Raw genomic sequence first — 18,968 nt, forward strand, 5'->3', positions numbered from 1 at the left:
CTCGTCGGTGTGTGCGGCGGGGCCGCGCTCACGGTTTCTCCACGACCACGTTGGTCGACTTGATCACCGCCACCGCGGGGACGCCCGGCTCCAGTCCCAGCTCCTCCGCGGATTCCCGGCTGATCATGGACACCACGCGGAACGGCCCCGCCTGGATCTCCACCTGTGCGGACACATCGCCGAGGATCACCTCGGTGACGATGCCCGCGAAGCGGTTGCGGGCCGAGGAGACGCCGTTGCCCTCCCGGTCCGTGCCACGGCTCAGCTCCCGGGCGAACGCGGCCAGCGCCGGGCCCGGGATGATCCGGCGGCCCTGGTCGTCCCGCTCGGCGGTGAGCCGTCCGCTGTCGACCCAGCGGCGCAGGGTATCGGCGCTGACGCCCATCAGGGCCGCCGCCTCTCCGATCCGGTACGTGTGCATCCGCCCATGATACGAGCGCGTTTGCGAGGCGTGGGTCATCTATTGGGTTGCATCGGCCGGGCGATCGGGCCACGAACCCTGGCTCTTGCGTTTCAGGCGGGCGTGGCGCCTCAGTACACGTCGCGCGCGTAGCGCTTGTCGGCGGCGAGCTGCTTGACGTACAGCTCGGCCGCGTCCTCGTCGAGTCCGCCGTGGGCGACGGCGATGTCGCGCAGCGCCCGGTCGACGTCCTTGGCCATCCGGGTGGCGTCCCCGCACACGTAGAAGTGGGCGCCTTCCTGGAGCCAGGACCACAGCCGGGCGCCGTGTTCGCGCATCCGGTCCTGGACGTACACCTTGGACCGCTGGTCGCGGGAGAAGGCGGTGTCGAGCCGGGTGAGGGTGCCGTGGCGGCGCAGCTGGTCGAGTTCGTCCTCGTAGTAGAAGTCGGTGGCGCGGCGCTGCTCGCCGAAGAACAGCCAGTTGGGCGCGGTCGCGCCGCGGGCCCTGCGCTCCTCCAGAAACCCGAGGAACGGGGCGACGCCGGTGCCGGGGCCGACCATCACCATCGGTGTCGTGGGGTCGGCCGGGGGCCGGAAGGCGGGCGCGCGCTGCACGAAGACGGGCACCGGGCGGTCGGCGGTGGCGTCGGCGAGATGGGTGGAGGCGACGCCCTTGCGGAGCGTTCCGCCGCGGCTCTCGAAGCGCACCACGGAGACGGTCAGCCGCACCTCGTGGGGGTGGGCGAGGGGGCTGGAGGATATGGAGTACAGCCGGGGCTGGAGCCGTTTGAGGACGTCGGCCCACTCCTGGGCGGAGGCGCGCACCGGGTATGCGGCGAGGATGTCCACGGCCTGGCGGCCCCAGGTCCACTGGGCCAGGCCGTCCTTGTTGTCCGGGCGCAGCAGCCGCTTGAGGTCGTGGTCGTGGGTACGGTCGAGGAGGAAGCGCAGCAGGTCCGGGGTGATCTTCGCGATCTCCAGATGGTGCCGGAGGGCGTCGGCGAGCGGCATCACGCGCGGGCCGGAGCCGGGGGCGGCCCGGACGGCCTGGACGGCCACCTCGGCGGCCGGGTCGAGGCCGTTGACGTCGAGCCATTCGGCGACCAGGCCGGGGCAGTTCTCGGGCCACACGCCGAGCGCGTCCCCGGCCTCGTAGGCGAGCGCGCCGTCGCCGGTGTCGAACGCGAACTGCCGCACCTCCTTGGCCGCTCCGGGCAGGCTCAGCAGCCGGTTGCCGGTGAGGCAGGTGGTGAAGGGCTCGGCCTTGGTGGGGCGCGCGGGGGCCTTCGGGGTGGGGGCGGCCGGGGCCTCGGTGGCCGGGGCGGGCGCCTCGGACGTCGCGGTGCCCAGGGCGTCGAGGACGGTGTCCAGCCAGGCGCGGGCGGGCTCGTCGTAGTCCGGTTCGCAGTCGGTGCGGGGGGCGAGGCGTACGGCGCCCAGCTCGTCGAGGCGCTGGTCCAGGCGGCGGCCGTGGCCGCAGAAGTCGTCGTAACTGGAGTCGCCGAGGGCGAGGACGGCGTAGCGGGTGCCGTCGAGGCGGGGCGCGTCGGGGGCGGCCAGGGACTCCCAGAAGCCGGAGCCGTTGTCGGGGGCGTCGCCGTCGCCGAAGGTGCTGGTGATGACGAGGAGGTCGGCGGTGCGGGGGAGGGTGGCGACGGCGAGGCCGTCCATCTCCAGCAGCCGGGCCTGCCGGCCCGTTTCGGTGAGGCGGCGGGCGGTGGCCCCGGCGACGTGCTCGGCGTTGCCGGTCTGGGAGGCCCACAGGACGACCACTTCGCGGACGGCCGCCTGGGACGCGGCGGTGTCCGGGGCCGCCGCGGGGGCCGTGCCGGGGGCGGCGGGGGCAGGCGCGGCGGGGGCGGCGGCGCGCGAAAACACCCCGGCCAGGACGCCGTTGACCCACAGGGCGTGCTCGGGCGAGAAGGGCGCGTCCTGGGGCAGAACGGGGACGGCGGGGACGGCGGTGGCCGCCCGGGCGCTCGGGCCCGTCACCGTGCCGTGCAGTCCGGCGAGGAAACCGCGCAGATACTGGCGCTCGGTCCCGGTGAGGACCGGCGGGGCCAGATCGCCGACGCCGAACGTCCCGGCGAGCCCGTCGGCACCCGTGGCCGGGGCGGCTTCGGGCGGGGGCGGCGCCGACGCCACCTTGGCCAGCGACACCGCGCACACCTTGAACTCCGGCTGGAGGGACACCGGATCGACCGCGTCGTTGGTGACCGCGTTGACGCCGAGGTATTCGCCGAACAGGTCGTTCCAGTGGAACGGCGCGAAGCAGTCCCCCGGCCGCACCCGGTCGGTCACCACCGCGGGCAGCACCGCCCGCCCGCGCCGCGAGGCCACCTCCACCGCGTCGCCCTCGCCGACGCCCAGCCGCTCCGCGTCCCGCGGGTGCAGCTCGACGAACGGCCCCGGGTTGAGCTTGTTCAGCTTGGCGACCTTGCCGGTCTTGGTGAGCGTGTGCCACTGGTGCTGCACCCGCCCCGTGTTGAGGAGGTACGGGAAGTCGTCGTCCGGCAGCTCGGCGGCGTCCATGTGCGGGCGGGCGTGGAAGACGGCGCGGCCGCTCGGCGTGGGGAACGCCAGCCGGGGCCGGGTGCCGTCCTCCCGTACGGTCAGGGTCTGGCTGACGCCGTCGTTGAGGTAGCGGACCGGGTTGCGGTCGTCGCCGTCACCGGACGCCGCGGGCCACTGCACCGGGGCCCCGCGCAGCCGCTCGTACGTCACCCCGCTCAGGTCGTAGCCGGTCCTCGGGTTCGAGGCGCGCTTGATCTCCTCGAAGATCTCCTCCGCGCTTTCGTAGCCGAAGGCGTCCCCGTACCCCATCTCGCAGGCGACCCGGGCGATGATCAGCCAGTCCGGCAGCGCCTCGCCGGGCGGGTCGACCGCCGCCTGCGCGAGGGTCAGATCGCGCTCGGAGTTGATCATCACGCCGTCGGCCTCGGCCCACATCGCGGCGGGCAGCACCACATCCGCGTACGCGCCCGTCTCGGTCTCGGCGAAGGCGTCCTGGGTGACGACGAACTCGGCCGCCTCCAGGCCCTCGATCACCGTCCGGCGGTTGGCGACCGAGGCGACGGGGTTGGTGCAGATGATCCAGCACGCCTTGATCCCGCCGTCCGCCATGCGCCGGAACATCTCGACGGTGCCCAGCCCGGCCCCGTCCGCCCGCAGCGTGCCGGGCGCGATCCCCCACAGCTCCTCGGTGAACGCCCGGTCCTCCGCGTCCAGCACCGACCGCTGCCCGGGCAGTCCAGGGCCCATGTACCCCATCTCCCGGCCGCCCATGGCGTTGGGCTGCCCGGTGAGCGAGAACGGGCCGCTGCCGGGACGGCAGATCGCGCCGGTGGCCAGATGCAGGTTGATCAGCGCGTTGGTGTTCCAGGTGCCGTGCGTGGACTGGTTGAGCCCCATCGTCCAGCAGCTCATCCACTCCCCGGCCTCCCCGATCCACCGCGCGGCCTGCCGGATGTCCTCCTCCGGGATGCCGGTGATCTCCGCGACCCGCGCGGGCGGATAGTCCTCCAGGAAGGCGGGCATGGTCTCCCAGCCCTCGGTGTGCTCCTCGATGAACTCCTGATCGGTGTAGCCGCCCTCGACCAGCAGCCGCAGCAGCCCGTTGAGCAGCGCCAGATCCGTACCCGGCCTGATCTGCAGGAACAGATCCGCCTTGGCGGCGGTCGCGGTGCGCCGCGGATCGACCACGATCAGCTTGGCGCCCGCCTTCACCCGGTCCATCAGCCGCAGATACAGGATCGGGTGGCAGTCGGCCATGTTGGAGCCGATGACGAGGAACGCGTCGGCGTGGTCGAAGTCCCGGTACGAACCGGGCGGCCCGTCCGCCCCCAGCGACAGCTTGTAGCCGCTGCCCGCGCTCGCCATGCACAGCCGCGAGTTGGACTCGATCTGGTTGGTGCCGATGAACCCCTTGGCCAGCTTGTTGGCCAGGTACTGCGCCTCCAGCGTCATCTGCCCGGACACATAGAGGGCGAGCGCGTCCGGCCCGTGCTCGTCGAGGATCGCCCGCAGCCGCCGCGCGGTCACGGTGATCGCCTCGTCCACCCCGGTCGCCACCGGCTCCGCGCCCCGGTCGTCCCGCGACAGCGCCGTCTCCAGCCGCCCGTCCGCCGCGAGCATCTCCGCGCTGGTCGCCCCCTTGGTGCACAGCCGCCCCGCGTTGGCGGGATGCGCCTTGTCCCCGGACGCCTTCAGCACCGTCCGGCGCCCCTGCGCGTCCCGCCCGACGTCGAGCACGATCCCGCACCCGACCCCGCAGTACGAGCACACCGTCCGCACCGCGGCGGAACCGGTACGCACCGGCTCCGCCGATCGAGCCGATGCCGTCACGCCTGGCTCCTTCCACGCTCGCGGTGGGCCTCTCCCACTGCCGCACACCTGCCGCACACCGTAAAAACCCCCGGTTGCCGGCGCGTCACAGCCGCCGATCGCGCGCGATTACGTCCCCTGCACATTCCCCTTCCACCGGGTGTGAGCTTTCCTTCCCGACCTCGGCCACAGGCCGCACCGTCCCAGGCTCGGCTGGGAGCGCTTCGCCCACCCGCCCGTGTCCGCTACGACAAGCTCCGAGCTTGGGAATCACGGGAGCTTGGAGGCGCACATGCGTCCTGGCGGCAGCAGTTGGCCATGGTGGGCGTCATGATGCTCGCCAGTACGGACGGCCACAGCCGAAGACGTCAAGGTCGACGTCGGCAGCGACTGACACAGCTTTGGGTGGGCGTTCTGGCAGGCATCAGGCACGAAGGCGTAGGTGGCTAGTGCCGCGTCAGCCAAGGTTCACCCCGCTCGCCGCCCTGGCACGGCCATCTGCGGCGTTGCCGAATCGACCGAGTAGGTCCACTACGAGGCCGATCCGGCGCCTTGCATCTGACCGCACCAGGACGCCTCGCTACCGGGCAAACCGTGGCTGACGCGGCACTAGAGATCGTCGGGCAGCAGCCGGAAAGAGTGGGTGCCGGTGAGCGGGGTGATGGCTCTGAAGTCCCGGCGGTCAAGGGTCAGGATGATCTCGGTGCCGTATGCCTCGGCCAGGACGACATTCGCGGCATCGGTCAGATCGAGTCGCAGGGCCGCGTAGCGGTCCTGGACCTTACGAGCCTTGCGCAGGGTATCGGCGGACAACGTGGGCACGGCCACGCGCCCGGTGCGTTCCTGCGCCAGGAGCCAGTCGTTCACCGCGTGGGCTGCTCGGCGATCGACGTTGCGGGCGGTGATGTGCTCGATCTCAAGGATCACCAGGGGCGAGACCACGGTGAGTGCGGCCTGACTCATAGCGGTGCGAGCAGCCTTGTGCTCGGGGTCCGAGGTGTTGAGAGCGGCGACCAGACCGGAAGTATCGCCGACGACGATCACTCGGCGTCCGCCACGCCGTCCGAGACCGCCCGGTCGATCTCCTCGGCGGTGACCGGGCCACCGAAATCAAGGCGGGGAATGTCCCAGTCCTCGTCCCAGCGCCGGGTGCGCAGGGCCGCGACGTGGAACGCCTCCCGGAAATACTCCGACTCCGGTCGTCCCTCTCGCGCGGCGGCTGCCTTGATCAGCGCGAGATCCTCTTCATCGACCATGACGGTCGTCTTCTTCAGCGCCATGTGGTTATGGTACCACCGCCATATGTTTCCGCCCGGGATACCGATCGGCGCTGAGACGACAGGTGTCAGTGGCGGGGCGGCTTGACGGAGCCGTCGGACCGCACGGGCTCGGCTCCTCTCGTGTCCGTCACCGGGCAAGCGGCGCGCGCGGTGATCGGCTTGGCCTGCGCTTTTCCCTGACGGGTCGCTGCTAAACCATTCGACGACTCCCCGACGTACGCCGTGATGGTGCGAGGACTCCCACCATAGGGCGAGTCGGCCCACGGAAGGGCGCCGAAGCCGTCGGCGGTCGGCGCCTTGCCGAGCAGTTGCACACCGCCGTCGGCCACGGCCGGTTTGCTGGTCGTTCCTGGCCTGAATTGAACGTTGCCCAGGGCGACTGGTGCTGGATGCAACGAGTCGGGCGTACGGTGAGGCGAAGGGCGTCCGCCGCTGGCCGGTGGTGGAGAGAAAGCCCTGCTGACGGGGGTTGCCGAGGCCCCGGGGTACCGGGGCGAGCCGACCGGAGGGAGTGGTCCGCCGATGTGCGGCATCACCGGATGGATCGCGTACGACAAGGACCTGACCGCCGAGCGCGAGGTGCTCGACGCGATGACCCGCACCATGAGCTGCCGCGGCCCGGACGCGAGTGGGATGTGGACGGACACCCATGCGGCGCTGGGGCACCGGCGGCTGGCGGTCATCGACATCGAGGGCGGGAAGCAGCCGATGCCGGTCGAGCACGACGGGCGCACGGTGCTGGTGACCACCTACAGCGGGGAGATCTACAACTACCGTGAGCTGCGGGAGCAGTTGACCGCGCGCGGGCACTCCTTCCGGACCAGCAGCGACACCGAGGTGGCACTGCACGCGTATCTGGAGTGGGGCGAGGGCTTCACCGAGCGGCTGAACGGGATGTACGCGTTCGCGCTGTGGGAGCCGCGGGAGCGGCAGTTGCTGCTGGTCCGCGACCGCATGGGAATCAAGCCGCTGTACTACTACCCCACCCCGGACGGGGTGATCTTCGGCTCCGAGCCCAAGGCGATCCTGGCCCATCCGGCGGTGCGCCCCGAGGTGGACGGGGAGGGTCTGGCGGAGCTGCTGGCGTTCACGAAGACGCCCGGCCACGCCGTGTACCGGGGGATGTACGAGGTGCGCCCCGGGCATGTGGTGCGGGTACGGCCGGAGGGGCTGACCGAGCGGCGGTACTGGGCGCTGGAGGCCCGGGAGCACACCGATGACCAGGAGACCACCGTGCGCCGGGTGCGGGAGCTGCTGGACGACATCGTGGAACGGCAGCTGATCGCGGACGTACCGCTGTGCACCTTGCTCTCCGGCGGGCTGGACTCCTCGGTGATCACCGCCCTGGCCGCGCGGCGGCTGGGCGCGGAGGGGAAGGGACCGGTGCGGTCGTTCGCGGTGGACTTCGTCGGCCAGACCGAGAACTTCCAGGCGGACGCGCTGCGCGGCACCCCGGACGGCCCGTACGCCCACGCGCTGGCCGAGCACGCGCGCTCGGACCACCAGGACATCGTGCTCGACACCGCCGCCCTGATGGACGACCGGAACCGCGACGCGGTGCTGTTCGCGCGCGATCTGCCGTTCGGCACCGGGGAGAGCGACACCTCGCTCTACCTGCTGTTCAAGGAGATCCGCAAGCATTCGACGGTCGCCCTGTCCGGTGAGTCGGCGGACGAGGTGTTCGGCGGCTACCGCTGGTTCCACGACGAGGACGCGGTGTGGGGGGACACCTTCCCCTGGATCACCGCATTCGGCACGAACGGCTTCGCGGGCCGGGGGTCGGGCAGCCGCACGGGGCTGCTCCGCCGCGACCTCCTCGACCGGATCGACATCAGGGGCTACCGGGACGCCCGCTACCGCGAGGCGCTGGCCGAGGTGCCGCACCTGCCGGGCGAATCGCGTCTGGAGCACCGGATGCGGGAGGTCTCGTATCTGCACCTGACCCGCTTCGTCCAGTACCTGCTGGACCGCAAGGACCGCGCCAGCATGGCGGTGGGCCTGGAGGTGCGGGTGCCGTTCTGCGACCACCGGCTGGTGGAGTACGTGTTCAACACACCGTGGTCGCTGAAGACGTTCGACGGCCGGGAGAAGTCGCTGCTGCGCGCCGCCGCCCTGGACGTCCTGCCCGAGTCGGTGGCCCAGCGGGTGAAGAGCCCGTATCCCAGCACCCAGGACACCCGCTACACGGACGCCCTGCGCGACCGGGTGCGGGCGCTGGCGGCCGACTCCTCCTCCCCGGCGCGGCCACTGATCGACCAGGAGGCCGCCGAGCAGGCGGCGAAGGGGACGGGACACCAGTCCCGGCAGGGCATGGAAGTGGCGCTGGGCCTGGACTCCTGGCTGCGCGGGTACGGGGTGGAGCTATCGGTCTGATGGTGCGTCAGGCACGTCTTCCGGCATCGCGTCGCCGACACTCCTGACGCCACGTCATATATCAGTCCCGGGGCCCGGACCACCACGGTTCGGGCCCCTTGGACACAACACCTCCCTCACTCCTCTATCGTCTCTTGTCAGCCGACTCACAGACGTGAAAGGCTCGGCCACCCGTGAAGGGGAATCCCCAACTCCGAGTCAGATCTGTGCTGTTGGCTGCCCAACCCCGCGGCCCCATGTGAGAGGCTTGCCCCCCTTGGCGGGGGCGCCACTGTTCGTGAGTGAGGAATGTGCCTCCATGCCCGACCACTCGGCATCCCGGGACGGCGCGTTCGCGTCGCCCGGCCAACCGTCCGTCTCCGCAGCGGACACCGACGCCGTTTCCCCGACGGCCCTGCTCAACCTCTACTGGGACGCGGTAGCCGACTACGCGGACCTGTGCACCACCACCCCCGAAGACGGTATGCGGCTGGCCACCGAGGCGTTCCGGCGCGGCATCCGGGCCGCCCGTAACCGCCGGGCCCGTTCCTGGGGCCCGCGGCTGCCGTGGCTGCCGCTGCTCCTGACGTCCGTACGCAAGACCGCCGCCGACTGGCACACCCACCGGGACGGCGACCGGCTCGACCCGGAGCTGCGGGTCTGGCTCTCCTCCACCGGCGTCGCCCGCTACGCCGTCCCGCCCCGCGAACAGCCGCTCGCCCTGCGCGGGCTGCGCGACCTGGGCGAACACGACGGGGCGCTGCTGTGGTCCGTCGAGGTGGAGTCGCAGCCGGTCGAGGCGGTGGCGTGGCAGCTGGGCGGCGACATCGGGTACGCCACCGAGGAGATCGCCCGGGTGCGGGCCGCCTTCCGGCAGCGCTGCCAGCGCAACCATCTGGACACCCTCACGCATGAGGAGTGCCGCAGCTACGCCAAGCTGCTGGACGCCGCCACGCGTTCGCCGGACGCCCACTCCCCCGCGGACCTGTGGCAGCACCTCGCCCGCTGCCGGAACTGCCGCGAGGCCGCCGCCTGCCTGTATCTGCACGGTGGCGGGCTGCCCAACGCGCTGGCCGGCGGGGTGCTGGGCTGGGGCGGGCACGGCTATGTGGCGCGGCGGCGAAGAGCCGTCGAGCGGGCCCCGGGGGCCACCCCCGCGCCACCCGCGCCGGTCTCGCACGCCGTCCGCGTCCCGTTGCGGGACCGGGTCCTGGACAAGGTCGGCGGACCGCTGATGATGGCGCCGCGCCTGCTGCGGCAAAGGCTCGGCCCGACGGGGCGCAGACGAGCCGTGCACGGGATGCGCAGAGCCCGTACGGCGACGGTCGCCCTGGCGGTGGTGGCCGTCGTGGCACTGGCCATGATCGTGACGTTGACGAGAACCGCGGCGGTGTCCGGCGGCGGGAGCGGGGAGCAGGCCACCGGCCGCGTCACCCGCGACACCACCGCACCCGGTGGCACGCCCTCGGACACCACCCCGGTGGGCACCAAGGCCCCCGGCCGCCCGGGCACGTCCGCCGAGCCGTCCTCCTCCCGCGGTGGCGACGGCGTGGGCGGCAAGGCCGGGAAGGACGGCCGGGAGCGCGAGGACCGCGACGAGGGCAAGGGGAACAAGGGGGGCAAGGGCGACCAGGACGGGAAGCGCACGGACCCGCCCGCCTCGCCGCCCGCCTCGAAGGGCTCGGGCGAGGGCCACGAGCCCTCCGGCGGCTCCTCCCGGAAACCCCCCGGCGAGCCCGCCTGCACGGCCCGCTACGACCTGGTCACCGAATGGCCCGACGGCTTCAAGGCCGAGGTCACGCTGACCTCCCGCAGTGCGCTCGACACCTGGCGGGTCTCCTGGGAATTCCCCGACGACCAGCGCGTCACCCAGATGTGGAACGGCGCATTCACCCAGCGCGGTTCCACGGTGACCACCACACCGGCCGACTACAACCACCGGGTCGACGCCAACAAGCCCTTCTCCGTGGGCTTCCTCGCCACCCGGCAGGGCCGGAACTCCCCGCCCCGCGCCTTCACACTGAACGGTGAGCGCTGCTCGGCCTGAGCCTTTCGCACCCCCGCCGTACGCGGCCCGGGATTCCGGGCCGCGTACGGCGCACCGTCAGCGGCGGTCAGCCGCCGTTGGAAACGAGCTTCCTGACGCCCCGCTGGTCCGCGGCCGTGTACTTCCCGCCGTTCGCGTTCAGATAGCCGCCGTTGGGCGAGGTCATCACCGGCTTGTTCTCCTTCGGGTCGAAGGACGAGGGGTCCGGGTGGTCGAGGCCCATCATGTGGCCCAGCTCATGGGTGACCGCGTTGCGGGTCATGGCCGTGTTCTTGGCCTTGTCCGAGCTGAACCAGCCGTTCTCCTTGCCCGCGCTGTCCCAGTACTCGTCGTCCATCAGGACGTATCCGCCCCAGGCGCTGTTGTCGGTGGTGTTGTAGCAGGGCTTGGCCTGCGACATGCCCTTCTGCCCGTTCAGCGGGCGGTGGGCCAGCGTGAACATGATGTGGTTGCGGGGCCCGGCGCAGTACTTCTTGTTCTTGAGGTTCGTCCCGCCCTCGATCGTGGTGGACACCTTGAAGGTGATGCCCGCGGCCTTGACCTCCGGCATGGCGTTCAGCTGGGCGACCGGAATCCTCAGATACGGCGTGATCCGGTCCCGGGCGGCCTTCGTCACGAACGACAGGGTGTACGTGGAGTGGTGGCGCAGCGATTCGATGTAGTACGGGCTGCCGCTCTCCAGCTTCCAGCCGACCCCGCTGTTCGCGGCGTGGGCGACGCCGCCCGTGGCCAGCAGCGCCGTGGCCGAGGCCACGGCGACGATGCCGATTCTCTTCATTCTGTGTTCTCCCGTTGGCGGTCGCTCCCCGTCCGCACGGCCGCGGTCGTCCTGACATGACGACTCTCCGCCCGGCCGGCGGTCCGTGAGCTTCCGCCCCCGATTCTGCGGGCGCGGGCCGACAGCGCCACCCAGGGGAGCGCAATCATGACCGGATCATGACCGGATCGGAACCAACGGCACCCCCGCCCTGTCCCCACCCGGATGGCCGTACGGGACCCCCGACCGCGTTACACGACGGGCGCGGGTGACATGTAATGGCGCGCATGAGCAGTGTCCTGAGCGGCATCGTGTCCCTGCCCCCGGACACCCCCGCGGTCCGGGCGGCACGGGTGGTGGTGGAGGTGCGCAACGTGTCCCGCGCCGATGTGACCGCCTCCGTGGTGGGGGCGCAGGTGCAGACCGATGTGCCGCTGAGCCCGGCGGGCCACATCCCGTTCAGCGTCACGGTCCCCGGCGAGCTGGACCCCGACGACACGTACGGGCTGCGCGTCCATGTCGACCTGAGCGGTACGGGCTTCCTGGAGCGCGGCGACCTGGTCAGCGTCCGGGTGGGCCCCGTGCCCCCGGCCTCGACCGCCGGGCTGATCGCCCCGGTCAGCGCGGTCTGAGCCGGTACGGCGCCCCGCTCACGCCGCGTGGTGGGCCAGCGGGGCGTGCGGGTCGGGGCCTCGGTCGGTCGGGGCCGGGTCGGCGTGGATCAGGGCGGCGGTCAGCCGGGGGACCGCGTGCAGCAGGGCGTGTTCGGCGTCCACCGCGACCCGGTGGGCCTCCCGTACGCTCAGCTCGCCGCCGACCACGACCGCGACCTCCGCGCGCAGCCGGTGGCCGATCCAGCGCAGCCGCAGCTCGCCGACGTCCCGTACGCCCGGTACGGCGCGCAGGGCCCGCTCGGCGGCGTCGGTCAGGGCCGGGTCGACGGCGTCCATCACCCGGCGGAACACCTCGCGGGCGGCGTCGCGCAGCACCAGCAGGATCGCGGCGGTGATGGCGAGGCCGACGAGGGGGTCGGCGAGGCGCCAGCCGAGGGCGGCACCGGCCGCGCTCACCAGGACGGCCAGCGAGGTGAAGCCGTCGGTACGGGCGTGCAGGCCGTCGGCCACGAGGGCGGCCGAGCCGATGTCGCGGCCGACGCGGATGCGGTAGCGGGCGACCCATTCGTTGCCGATGAAGCCGACCACGGCCGCGGCGGCCACGGCGGGCAGCTGGTCGATGTCGCGCGGGTGCAGCAGCCGGTCCGTGGCGGTCCAGGCGGCGAACGCGGCGGAGGCCGCGATGGTGAGCACGATCGCGATCCCGGCCAGGTCCTCGGCCCGCCCGTAGCCGTAGGTGAAGCGGCGGGTGGCGGCGCGGCGGCCGAGCAGGAAGGCGAGGCCGAGCGGGAGGGCGGTCAGGGCGTCGGCGGCGTTGTGGACGGTGTCGCCGAGCAGCGCGACGGACCCGGAGGCGACCACGACGACCGCTTGCGCGACGGCCGTCGCGCCGAGGACGGCGAGGGAGGTCCACAGGGCGCGCAGGCCGCGGGCGGAGGACTCCAGGGCCCGGTCCACCTTGTCGGCGGCCGCATGGGAGTGGGGGCGCGGCAGATGGCCCGCCCGGTGGCGCCACCGGGCGCCGCGGCCACGGGTGTGATCGTGAACGTGCTCGTGGTCAGGCCCGTGGTGGTGCCCGTGGTCGTGCTCGTGCCGGTCGTCCATGGCCTCCGCCTCCTTCGCCGTGCGCTCCCGTACTGGACACGGTCCGCCGCGGACACCATTATGTGCGTATGAGCGCACGCATGCACCTATCAGATGCGCACGATGCGCATCCGCGCACCCCGAGCGCCGAGCAGTTCGCGCGCGCCGCCGAGGTTCTGGTCCTGCTCGCCGACCGCACCCGGCTGGCGCTGCTGCACACCCTCGCCTCGGGCGAGGCCGATGTGACGGCGCTGACCGCCGTCTGCGGGGCGGCCCGCCCGGCCGTCAGCCAGCACCTCGCGAAGCTGCGACTGGCCGGGGTCGTCACCTCGCGCAAGGACGGCCGACGGGTCGTCTACGCCCTCCGGGACGGGCATCTGGCCCGTCTGGTGACCGAGGCGCTGAGCCACGCCGACCACGACCTGTCGGGCCTCCCCCGGCACGACTGAAGCGCGCCCGACCGCCCGCCCGACCGCGTGACTGGCCACACGACTGGCCACACGACTGACGGGATTGCCGTGCTACCCGTTCAGCCCCGGCAGGCCCACTGGTTACGATCTGGCGCGATGGGCAGAGGGCGGGGCGGAGACGACGGCATACGGAAGCGCGCGGTGCGAGCCACCGCGCGCTCCGCGCTCCGGCGTGTCGTCCCCCTCCTCGCCGTGCTGCTCTGGGTGGCGCCGCTGTGCGTCCACTCCGGCGGCGACCACCCGCCGCTGTCGGCGGGCTGCCCGCACCGCCTCGTGGCCGAGCCGCAGCTCCCATGGCCGCCACCGGCCCCGGCCGCGGCCGGGGCCGGGGCCGTCGCCCGGTTCCACACCGCTCCCGGCGCCCCGGCCGCCGGGGACCACCCGAAAGCCCCGGACGGCGGCAGCGACGACTGCGTGGCGGGTCCCCGCGGCGGGAACCCCGCCCTGGTCCCCGCTCCCGTCCCGCCGCCCGCCCCCGCCGGTTTCCGGCCGCCGGAGGCCCCACGGGGCACGGACGCCGTACGGGCACCGCCCGACACGGTCGTCCACGCCCTCGGCCTCCATCAGCTCCAAGTACTCCGCACCTAGGAGGCCTCTTGGCCGATCGCCGGCCTCCGCCGCCACATCACTCATTCAGTGCGACAGTGCGAGAACTGCGAGGACTGGACAACCATGGCTTCCAAGGGATCGAAGACGAAGGGCGCGGCCGAGCGCCGCGCGAAGATAGAAGAGCTGCGCCGCGCGGAGAAGGCACGCGAGCGCAGGTACCGGATCATCACCATCACCTCCTGCACGGTGATCGTCGCCGCTCTGGCCGTCGGCGGCTTCTTCCTGGTCGAAGCGGGCAACGACAAGGAGAAGAAGGCGACGAAGGTGACCTCCTCGGTCGTGAAGACCGGTGAGTTCAAGGGCATGAAGACCTGGAAGAACCTGGGCCGCACCCATGTGGGCGGCACCGTGAAGTACGCCATGTCGCCGCCGGTCGGCGGAAACCACGACCAGGTCTGGCAGAACTGCCAGGGCGACGTCTACACCAAGCCGCTGACCAAGGAGAACGCGGTGCACTCGCTGGAGCACGGCGCGGTGTGGGTGACGTACAGCGACAAGGCGTCCAAGGAGGACATCGCCACCCTCAAGGCCCGGGTGGAGAAGACCCCGTACTCGCTGATGAGCCCCTACCAGGACCAGGACGCGCCGATCGTCCTCAACGCCTGGGGCAACCAGCTGGACATTCACAAGGCGTCGGACCCGCGGGTGGCCGCCTTCTTCAAGAAGTTCGTCCAGGGCAAGCAGACCCCCGAGCCGAACGCCTACTGCACCAACGGGAAGTCGTCGTGACGGAGGGGACCACCGCCGTCGGCCGTGCGTCGCGGCAGCCGCTGGTGGCCGGGATCACCGCCGCCCTCGCGGTGCTGACGCTGGTCGCGGTGGGGCTGATGTGGCTGATGAGCGACCGCTCGGAGGGCACGACCGGCACCGGCGCCCCGAAGGACACCTCCGCCGAGGCCGGTTTCGCCCGCGACATGTCCACCCATCACCAGCAGGCGGTGGAGATGTCGCTCATCGTGCGCGACCGCACCGACGACGAGGATGTGCGGCGGCTGGCGTTCGACATCCTCACCGCGCAGGCCACCGAGCGCGGCATCCTGCAGGGCTGGCTGGACATGTGGGGGCTGGACCGGACGTCCGAGGAGCCGCCGATGACGTGGATGAAGCACGGCTCCATGGAGGGCATGGAGGGCATGGACCACGCGTACAAGCCGCACGACGGCTCGCTCATGCCGGGCATGGCCACCAACACCGAGCTGGACCGGCTGCGCAGGGCCAAGGGCAAGGCGGCCGAGGTGCTCTACCTGAAGCTGATGACCGCCCATCACAAGGGCGGGATCGAGATGGCGGAGGGCGCGGTCGCGAAGGTCCACGACCCGACCGAGAAGCGGCTGGCCACGACGATGGTGCGGGCCCAGCAGTCGGAGATCCAGCTGATGGCCGACATGCTGAAGGAGCGCGGCGCCTGAACGCTCCCCGGTGAGGCCCCGGCCCGGCTGTGCGCCGGGCCGGGGGCTCACTCCCCGTCCACCCCGGTACGGAACACCCCTGCCCGCGCCGCCTCGTAGGCCGCCTCGGCGCTGGTACGCACCAGCCGGGCGTCGATGGAGCCGCGCAGGATGAGCACCCGGTAGTAGAAGGGCGCGGCCAGCGCGCCGATGACGGCCTTGGCGTCGGTGTCCGCGGGCACCTCGCCCCGGTCGATCGCGCGCCGCACGATCGGGGTCCTGTCCTCGATCCGGCCGGCGAAGGTGTCGCGGACGACCTCCTCGGCCCGTACGTCATGGGCGGCGGCCGCCACCAGCCCCTGGATGACGTTGCGATTGCGCAGCGAGTCGTTGAAGTCGCCGATGAACCGGGCGAGTTCGTGCAGATCCCGCCGGAAGTCGCCCGAGTCGGGGGTGGGCAGCGTGGCGGCGCGCTCGGCCAGCAGATCGAGGACGACCCCCTCCACCGTCCGCCAGCGCCGCCGGATGGTCGACGCGTGCACCCCGGAGCGCCGGGCGAGCTTGTCGAGGGTGAGGGCGCTGAACGATTCGGCGTCGAGTTCGTCGTAGGCGGCGGCCAGCACGGCGGCACGGGTCCGCGCCGTACGCCCGCCGGGGCGCGCCGAGCCATGGGGTGGTCGCGCGTTCATGGATGGTGAGCCGCCATGTCTCCTGTGCCGCGGATGGGGTCGGTAACGGGCCGACCCTATGTCCCACCCCGACCCCGGCGCACGAGATCTTCCTTACTTCCAGCCTTTACCGGCCAGTACGTCATTGCGTGACGCGCCCGCGTCCGGATACGGTGACGCCCCCAGCTTAACGCGCGCCCATGAGCATTAAGGGCGGGTCGTGCGAGTGGGCGTGCCGGACCTTCCGTACGCGGGGAGGGAAGGTCCGGCACGCTGACGGCCCCGGCGGTGTCTGCCGCCGGGGCGGGGCGGTCAGCGGGCGAAGGCCGGGGTGAATTCGACCGGGATCGACGAGACGCCGCGCATCATCAGCGCCGAGCGCCACTCCAGCTCGTCGGGGGCGACCGCGAGGGTCACGTCCGGGAGGCGGTCGGTCAGGACCTCGATCGCGGCCATGGCGATGCTCTCGGCCAGCTCGCGGCCGACCTGGGGGCAGCCGTGGGTGCCGTGGCTGTAGGCCATGTGGGCCTGGTTGCCGGACGCCCCGGCTTGGAAGTCCGGGCGTACGTCGGGGTCGGCGTTGGCCGCGGCGAGGCTCAGCATCAGGCAGTCGCCCTTCCGGATGTGGCGCCCGGCGAACATGGTGTCCTCCGAGGCCCAGCGGCCCACCCAGTTGGGGATCGGGGTGGCCTCCCACAGCACCTCGTTGAGCGCCTGGCCCACGCTGCGCCGCCCGCCGGACAAGGTGACCGCGAACCGCTCGTCGGTGAGCATGAGCCGCAGCGCGTTGCCGATCAGGTCGGTGGTGGGCTGGTGGGCCGCGTAGACGTTGCCCAGGAGGTCGTTGACGATCTCCTCGTCGGTCAGGCCCGCCGGGTGGAACGCCAGGGCCGAGGCGATGTTGGACGCGGCGGGGTGGGACCGGGCGTGCTCCAGCAGCGCCACCATCCGGTTGGTCAGCCGGTCGAAGGCGGCCGGTCCCGCCTTCCCGCTGACCAGGTCGAGCATCTCCTGCGTCAGCGCGGGATCGTCGTCCAGGCCGAACATCCGGTTCAGCACCCGCAGCGGGATCTGGCTGGCGTACTCGGCCATCAGATCGGCGCGGCCGCTGCCCGCGAAGACGTCGATCAGCTGGTCCGCGACCCGCTCGCACTCCGCCCGCAGTTCGAACGGCTCCACGGACTCCAGGCTGTCGATCATCGCCTCGGACCGGCGCTCGTGATCGGGGCCCTCGGTGAACAGCATCGTCGGCCGGTAGGCGACGAACGTGATCAGCTCCCAGTCGGGCGGGACCCGGTCCCAGGAGTGCCAGCGGCGGGAGTCGCGGGCGAACACGTTGGAGTCCGCGGTGACCCGCAGCAGCTCCCGGTAGCCCAGCACCATCCAGACGGGGATGTCCGGTTCGAGCAGCACGGGCACGACGGGGCCGTGCTCGTGGCGCAGCTTCCGGTACAGCTCGTCCGGATCGGAGCGGAGCATCTGGGTGTCCAGCCGCACCGCGTCCGGCTGCTCCGGCCAGCCCTGGAGCGGTGCGGCGGGGTCGAGGGGATCCTCGGGTGGGGTCGTGGGGTCCGGGGTGGTCACGCGGTGGTCTCCCGGGCGGCGGAGGTGGACAGGGAGTAGAGGTGGCGGACGAGCGCGACGAGGACGGCCTTGCTGGAGTCGCGCTCACGGGCGTCGCAGTCGATCACGGGGATGTCCGGGGGCAGATCGAGCGCGTCCCGGACCTCCTCCAGCGTGTGCTGCGGTTCGGTGAAGTTGTTGCGGGCCACGATGAACGGCGTCCCGTGGTGTTCGAGCCGGTCGATGGCGTACCAGGAGTCGGCGAGCCGGTTGGTGTCCACCAGGACGACCGCGCCCAGGGTGCCGACGAAGAGCCGGTCCCACAGGAACCAGAAACGTTCCTGCCCGGGCGCGCCGAACAGATAGAGCACCATCTGCTCGTCCAGGCTGATGCGGCCGAAGTCGAAGGCGACCGTGGTGGTCGTCTTCGACTGGACCAAGGAGGGGTCGTCGATCCCGACGCCCGCCTGGGTCATCGTCTCCTCGGTGCTGAGCGGGCGGATCTCGCTCACCGACTGGACCATCGTCGTCTTGCCCACGCCGAAGCCGCCGACGATCACGATCTTCAGGCCTTCGCTCGCGCTCGCCCGCAGCGGCGCCCGGACGTCGGCACGGTCAGAGGTTCTGGAGTGCAACGAGCACCTTCTTCAGCGTTTCGGGCTCCGGCAGCCCTCCGTTGTCGGGGCGGGCGGCATGGGGATGGCGCGCGGTGATCTTGCCCATGTCGAGCAGGTCGCAGAGCAGGATCTTGACCACGCTGACGGGCATTCCCAGGTACGAGGAGATCTCCACCACCGCCATGGGCCGCCGGCACATCCGCAGGATCTTGACGTGCTCGGACTGCATGCCGGGGGTGGGGTCGGATTCGCTGACGATGAGCGTGACCATGTCGAACACGCTCTCGTCGACGCGGCTGCGACCGCCGGTGACGGTGTACAGCCGGTCGGGCTCCTCGCTGTCGAGCGGCCCTCGGATCATGCGTTCATCCCGCCGCCACGGCCATGTCCGGTGGTCCGGGGCGCCGCCCGCAGATGGTCGCCGATCTGCTCGACCAGCTCGTTCATGTTGTGCCCGATGATGCCGACGTCGGCCTCGTCGTCCGCCACGACGGCCAGATGGGCGCCCTCGCCGGCCTCGACGATGAACAGAATTCCCCCGTGGAACTCCGTCATGGACTGCCGGACGCCGCCGCTGCCGTCCCCGAACTCGATGGACGCGCCGTGGGAGAGGCTCTGGATACCCGAGGCGATGGCCGACAGCTGGTCGGCCTGGTCCACGGAGAGACCGGACGTGAGGCACAGCTTGAGGCCGTCCCGCGACAGCACCAGCGCGTGCCGGGCCCCCGGCGTCTTCTCCAGCAGGTTCTCCAACAGCCAGTCCAAGCTGCGGTCTGTGGTGTTCATCGGCGTTCC

Annotated in this window: 18 protein-coding genes; 7 read left to right on the forward strand and 11 right to left on the reverse strand. The window is 71.9% G+C overall.

Features of this window, described 5'->3' with window-relative positions; all coding sequences use genetic code 11:
- Positions 1-28: 28 nt before the first annotated feature.
- From ASC60_RS01110 to ASC60_RS01125, 4 genes are all read right to left on the reverse strand, one after another.
- A complete protein-coding gene (locus ASC60_RS01110; RefSeq protein ID WP_199830837.1) occupies positions 29-421 on the reverse strand; it encodes a molybdopterin-binding protein in 393 nt (130 codons plus the stop codon).
- A 110-nt stretch (positions 422-531) separates the two neighbouring features.
- Positions 532-4,746, reverse strand: a complete 4,215-nt coding sequence (locus tag ASC60_RS01115) for a bifunctional nitrate reductase/sulfite reductase flavoprotein subunit alpha (protein ID WP_234356734.1) — start codon at positions 4,744-4,746, stop codon at positions 532-534.
- A gap of 588 nt (positions 4,747-5,334) precedes the next feature.
- A complete protein-coding gene (locus ASC60_RS01120) occupies positions 5,335-5,769 on the reverse strand; it encodes a PIN domain-containing protein (protein ID WP_055545755.1) in 435 nt (144 codons plus the stop codon).
- Complete coding sequence (locus ASC60_RS01125) at positions 5,766-6,005, reverse strand: ribbon-helix-helix protein, CopG family (protein WP_055545757.1); 240 nt, start codon at positions 6,003-6,005, stop codon at positions 5,766-5,768. The genes ASC60_RS01120 and ASC60_RS01125 overlap by 4 nt, the downstream gene beginning before the upstream one ends.
- A gap of 522 nt (positions 6,006-6,527) precedes the next feature.
- Between ASC60_RS01125 and asnB the strand changes: the two genes are divergently transcribed.
- Positions 6,528-8,378 (forward strand): asparagine synthase (glutamine-hydrolyzing), encoded by a 1,851-nt coding sequence (gene asnB, locus ASC60_RS01130; RefSeq protein WP_055545759.1) that lies wholly within the window; start codon positions 6,528-6,530, stop codon positions 8,376-8,378.
- 298 nt (positions 8,379-8,676) lie between these two features.
- Positions 8,677-10,404 carry a cellulose-binding domain-containing protein gene (locus tag ASC60_RS01135; protein WP_055545761.1) on the forward strand — a complete coding sequence of 576 codons (1,728 nt, stop codon included), beginning with the start codon at positions 8,677-8,679 and terminating at the stop codon, positions 10,402-10,404.
- Positions 10,405-10,471: 67 nt separating this feature from the next.
- Here ASC60_RS01135 and ASC60_RS01140 read toward each other — a convergent pair whose 3' ends face one another.
- Positions 10,472-11,182, reverse strand: a complete 711-nt coding sequence (locus tag ASC60_RS01140; protein WP_055545763.1) for a hypothetical protein — start codon at positions 11,180-11,182, stop codon at positions 10,472-10,474.
- 266 nt (positions 11,183-11,448) lie between these two features.
- Between ASC60_RS01140 and ASC60_RS01145 the strand changes: the two genes are divergently transcribed.
- Complete coding sequence (locus tag ASC60_RS01145) at positions 11,449-11,793, forward strand: hypothetical protein (RefSeq protein ID WP_055545765.1); 345 nt, start codon at positions 11,449-11,451, stop codon at positions 11,791-11,793.
- Between the two features lie 18 nt (positions 11,794-11,811).
- On the opposite strand, the gene ASC60_RS01150 is transcribed toward ASC60_RS01145, so the two are convergent.
- Positions 11,812-12,879 (reverse strand): cation diffusion facilitator family transporter, encoded by a 1,068-nt coding sequence (locus ASC60_RS01150; protein ID WP_055545767.1) that lies wholly within the window; start codon positions 12,877-12,879, stop codon positions 11,812-11,814.
- Between the two features lie 68 nt (positions 12,880-12,947).
- On the opposite strand from ASC60_RS01150, the gene ASC60_RS01155 reads away from it, so the two are divergent.
- The 4 genes from ASC60_RS01155 (at position 12,948) to ASC60_RS01170 (ending at position 15,346) form a co-directional block, all read left to right on the forward strand.
- Positions 12,948-13,307, forward strand: coding sequence for a helix-turn-helix transcriptional regulator (locus tag ASC60_RS01155; RefSeq protein WP_055545769.1), 360 nt, complete (start codon positions 12,948-12,950; stop codon positions 13,305-13,307).
- A gap of 117 nt (positions 13,308-13,424) precedes the next feature.
- The gene (locus ASC60_RS01160) at positions 13,425-13,916 is read left to right on the forward strand and encodes a hypothetical protein (RefSeq protein ID WP_159043189.1); all 492 of its coding nucleotides are present in this window, start codon (positions 13,425-13,427) and stop codon (positions 13,914-13,916) included.
- An 84-nt stretch (positions 13,917-14,000) separates the two neighbouring features.
- A complete protein-coding gene (locus ASC60_RS01165) occupies positions 14,001-14,666 on the forward strand; it encodes a DUF3105 domain-containing protein (RefSeq protein ID WP_055545773.1) in 666 nt (221 codons plus the stop codon).
- Positions 14,663-15,346 (forward strand): DUF305 domain-containing protein, encoded by a 684-nt coding sequence (locus ASC60_RS01170; protein ID WP_055545775.1) that lies wholly within the window; start codon positions 14,663-14,665, stop codon positions 15,344-15,346. The genes ASC60_RS01165 and ASC60_RS01170 overlap by 4 nt, the downstream gene beginning before the upstream one ends.
- A 47-nt stretch (positions 15,347-15,393) precedes the next feature.
- On the opposite strand, the gene ASC60_RS01175 is transcribed toward ASC60_RS01170, so the two are convergent.
- The 5 genes from ASC60_RS01175 to ASC60_RS01195 form a co-directional block, all read right to left on the reverse strand.
- Positions 15,394-16,014, reverse strand: coding sequence for a TetR-like C-terminal domain-containing protein (locus ASC60_RS01175; RefSeq protein WP_055545777.1), 621 nt, complete (start codon positions 16,012-16,014; stop codon positions 15,394-15,396).
- Positions 16,015-16,305: 291 nt separating this feature from the next.
- The gene (locus ASC60_RS01180) at positions 16,306-17,577 is read right to left on the reverse strand and encodes a cytochrome P450 (RefSeq protein ID WP_079038084.1); all 1,272 of its coding nucleotides are present in this window, start codon (positions 17,575-17,577) and stop codon (positions 16,306-16,308) included.
- Entirely contained in the window at positions 17,574-18,191 is a 618-nt protein-coding gene (locus tag ASC60_RS01185) for an ATP/GTP-binding protein (protein WP_079038085.1), read from the reverse strand. The genes ASC60_RS01180 and ASC60_RS01185 overlap by 4 nt, the downstream gene beginning before the upstream one ends.
- A complete protein-coding gene (locus ASC60_RS01190; RefSeq protein ID WP_055545781.1) occupies positions 18,172-18,534 on the reverse strand; it encodes a DUF742 domain-containing protein in 363 nt (120 codons plus the stop codon). Before ASC60_RS01190 ends, ASC60_RS01185 begins: the two co-directional genes overlap by 20 nt.
- A complete protein-coding gene (locus ASC60_RS01195) occupies positions 18,531-18,959 on the reverse strand; it encodes a roadblock/LC7 domain-containing protein (protein ID WP_055545783.1) in 429 nt (142 codons plus the stop codon). Before ASC60_RS01195 ends, ASC60_RS01190 begins: the two co-directional genes overlap by 4 nt.
- Between the last annotated feature and the right edge of the window lie 9 nt (positions 18,960-18,968).

This window comes from Streptomyces sp. NBRC 110028 (assembly GCF_001417735.1).
GTDB lineage: Bacteria > Actinomycetota > Actinomycetes > Streptomycetales > Streptomycetaceae > Streptomyces.

Excerpts from the sequence above, each read along its gene's own strand:
- ASC60_RS01110 (WP_199830837.1), bottom strand. The coding sequence starts at position 421 with ATGCACACGTACCGGATCGGAGAGGCGGCGGCCCTGATGGGCGTCAGC.
- ASC60_RS01125 (WP_055545757.1), bottom strand. The coding sequence starts at position 6,005 with ATGGCGCTGAAGAAGACGACCGTCATGGTCGATGAAGAGGATCTCGCG.
- asnB (WP_055545759.1), top strand. The coding sequence starts at position 6,528 with ATGTGCGGCATCACCGGATGGATCGCGTACGACAAGGACCTGACCGCC.
- ASC60_RS01135 (WP_055545761.1), top strand. The coding sequence starts at position 8,677 with ATGCCCGACCACTCGGCATCCCGGGACGGCGCGTTCGCGTCGCCCGGC.
- ASC60_RS01140 (WP_055545763.1), bottom strand. The coding sequence starts at position 11,182 with ATGAAGAGAATCGGCATCGTCGCCGTGGCCTCGGCCACGGCGCTGCTG.
- ASC60_RS01145 (WP_055545765.1), top strand. The coding sequence starts at position 11,449 with ATGAGCAGTGTCCTGAGCGGCATCGTGTCCCTGCCCCCGGACACCCCC.
- ASC60_RS01150 (WP_055545767.1), bottom strand. The coding sequence starts at position 12,879 with ATGGACGACCGGCACGAGCACGACCACGGGCACCACCACGGGCCTGAC.
- ASC60_RS01155 (WP_055545769.1), top strand. The coding sequence starts at position 12,948 with ATGAGCGCACGCATGCACCTATCAGATGCGCACGATGCGCATCCGCGC.
- ASC60_RS01160 (WP_159043189.1), top strand. The coding sequence starts at position 13,425 with ATGGGCAGAGGGCGGGGCGGAGACGACGGCATACGGAAGCGCGCGGTG.
- ASC60_RS01165 (WP_055545773.1), top strand. The coding sequence starts at position 14,001 with ATGGCTTCCAAGGGATCGAAGACGAAGGGCGCGGCCGAGCGCCGCGCG.
- ASC60_RS01175 (WP_055545777.1), bottom strand. The coding sequence starts at position 16,014 with ATGAACGCGCGACCACCCCATGGCTCGGCGCGCCCCGGCGGGCGTACG.
- ASC60_RS01190 (WP_055545781.1), bottom strand. The coding sequence starts at position 18,534 with ATGATCCGAGGGCCGCTCGACAGCGAGGAGCCCGACCGGCTGTACACC.
- ASC60_RS01195 (WP_055545783.1), bottom strand. The coding sequence starts at position 18,959 with ATGAACACCACAGACCGCAGCTTGGACTGGCTGTTGGAGAACCTGCTG.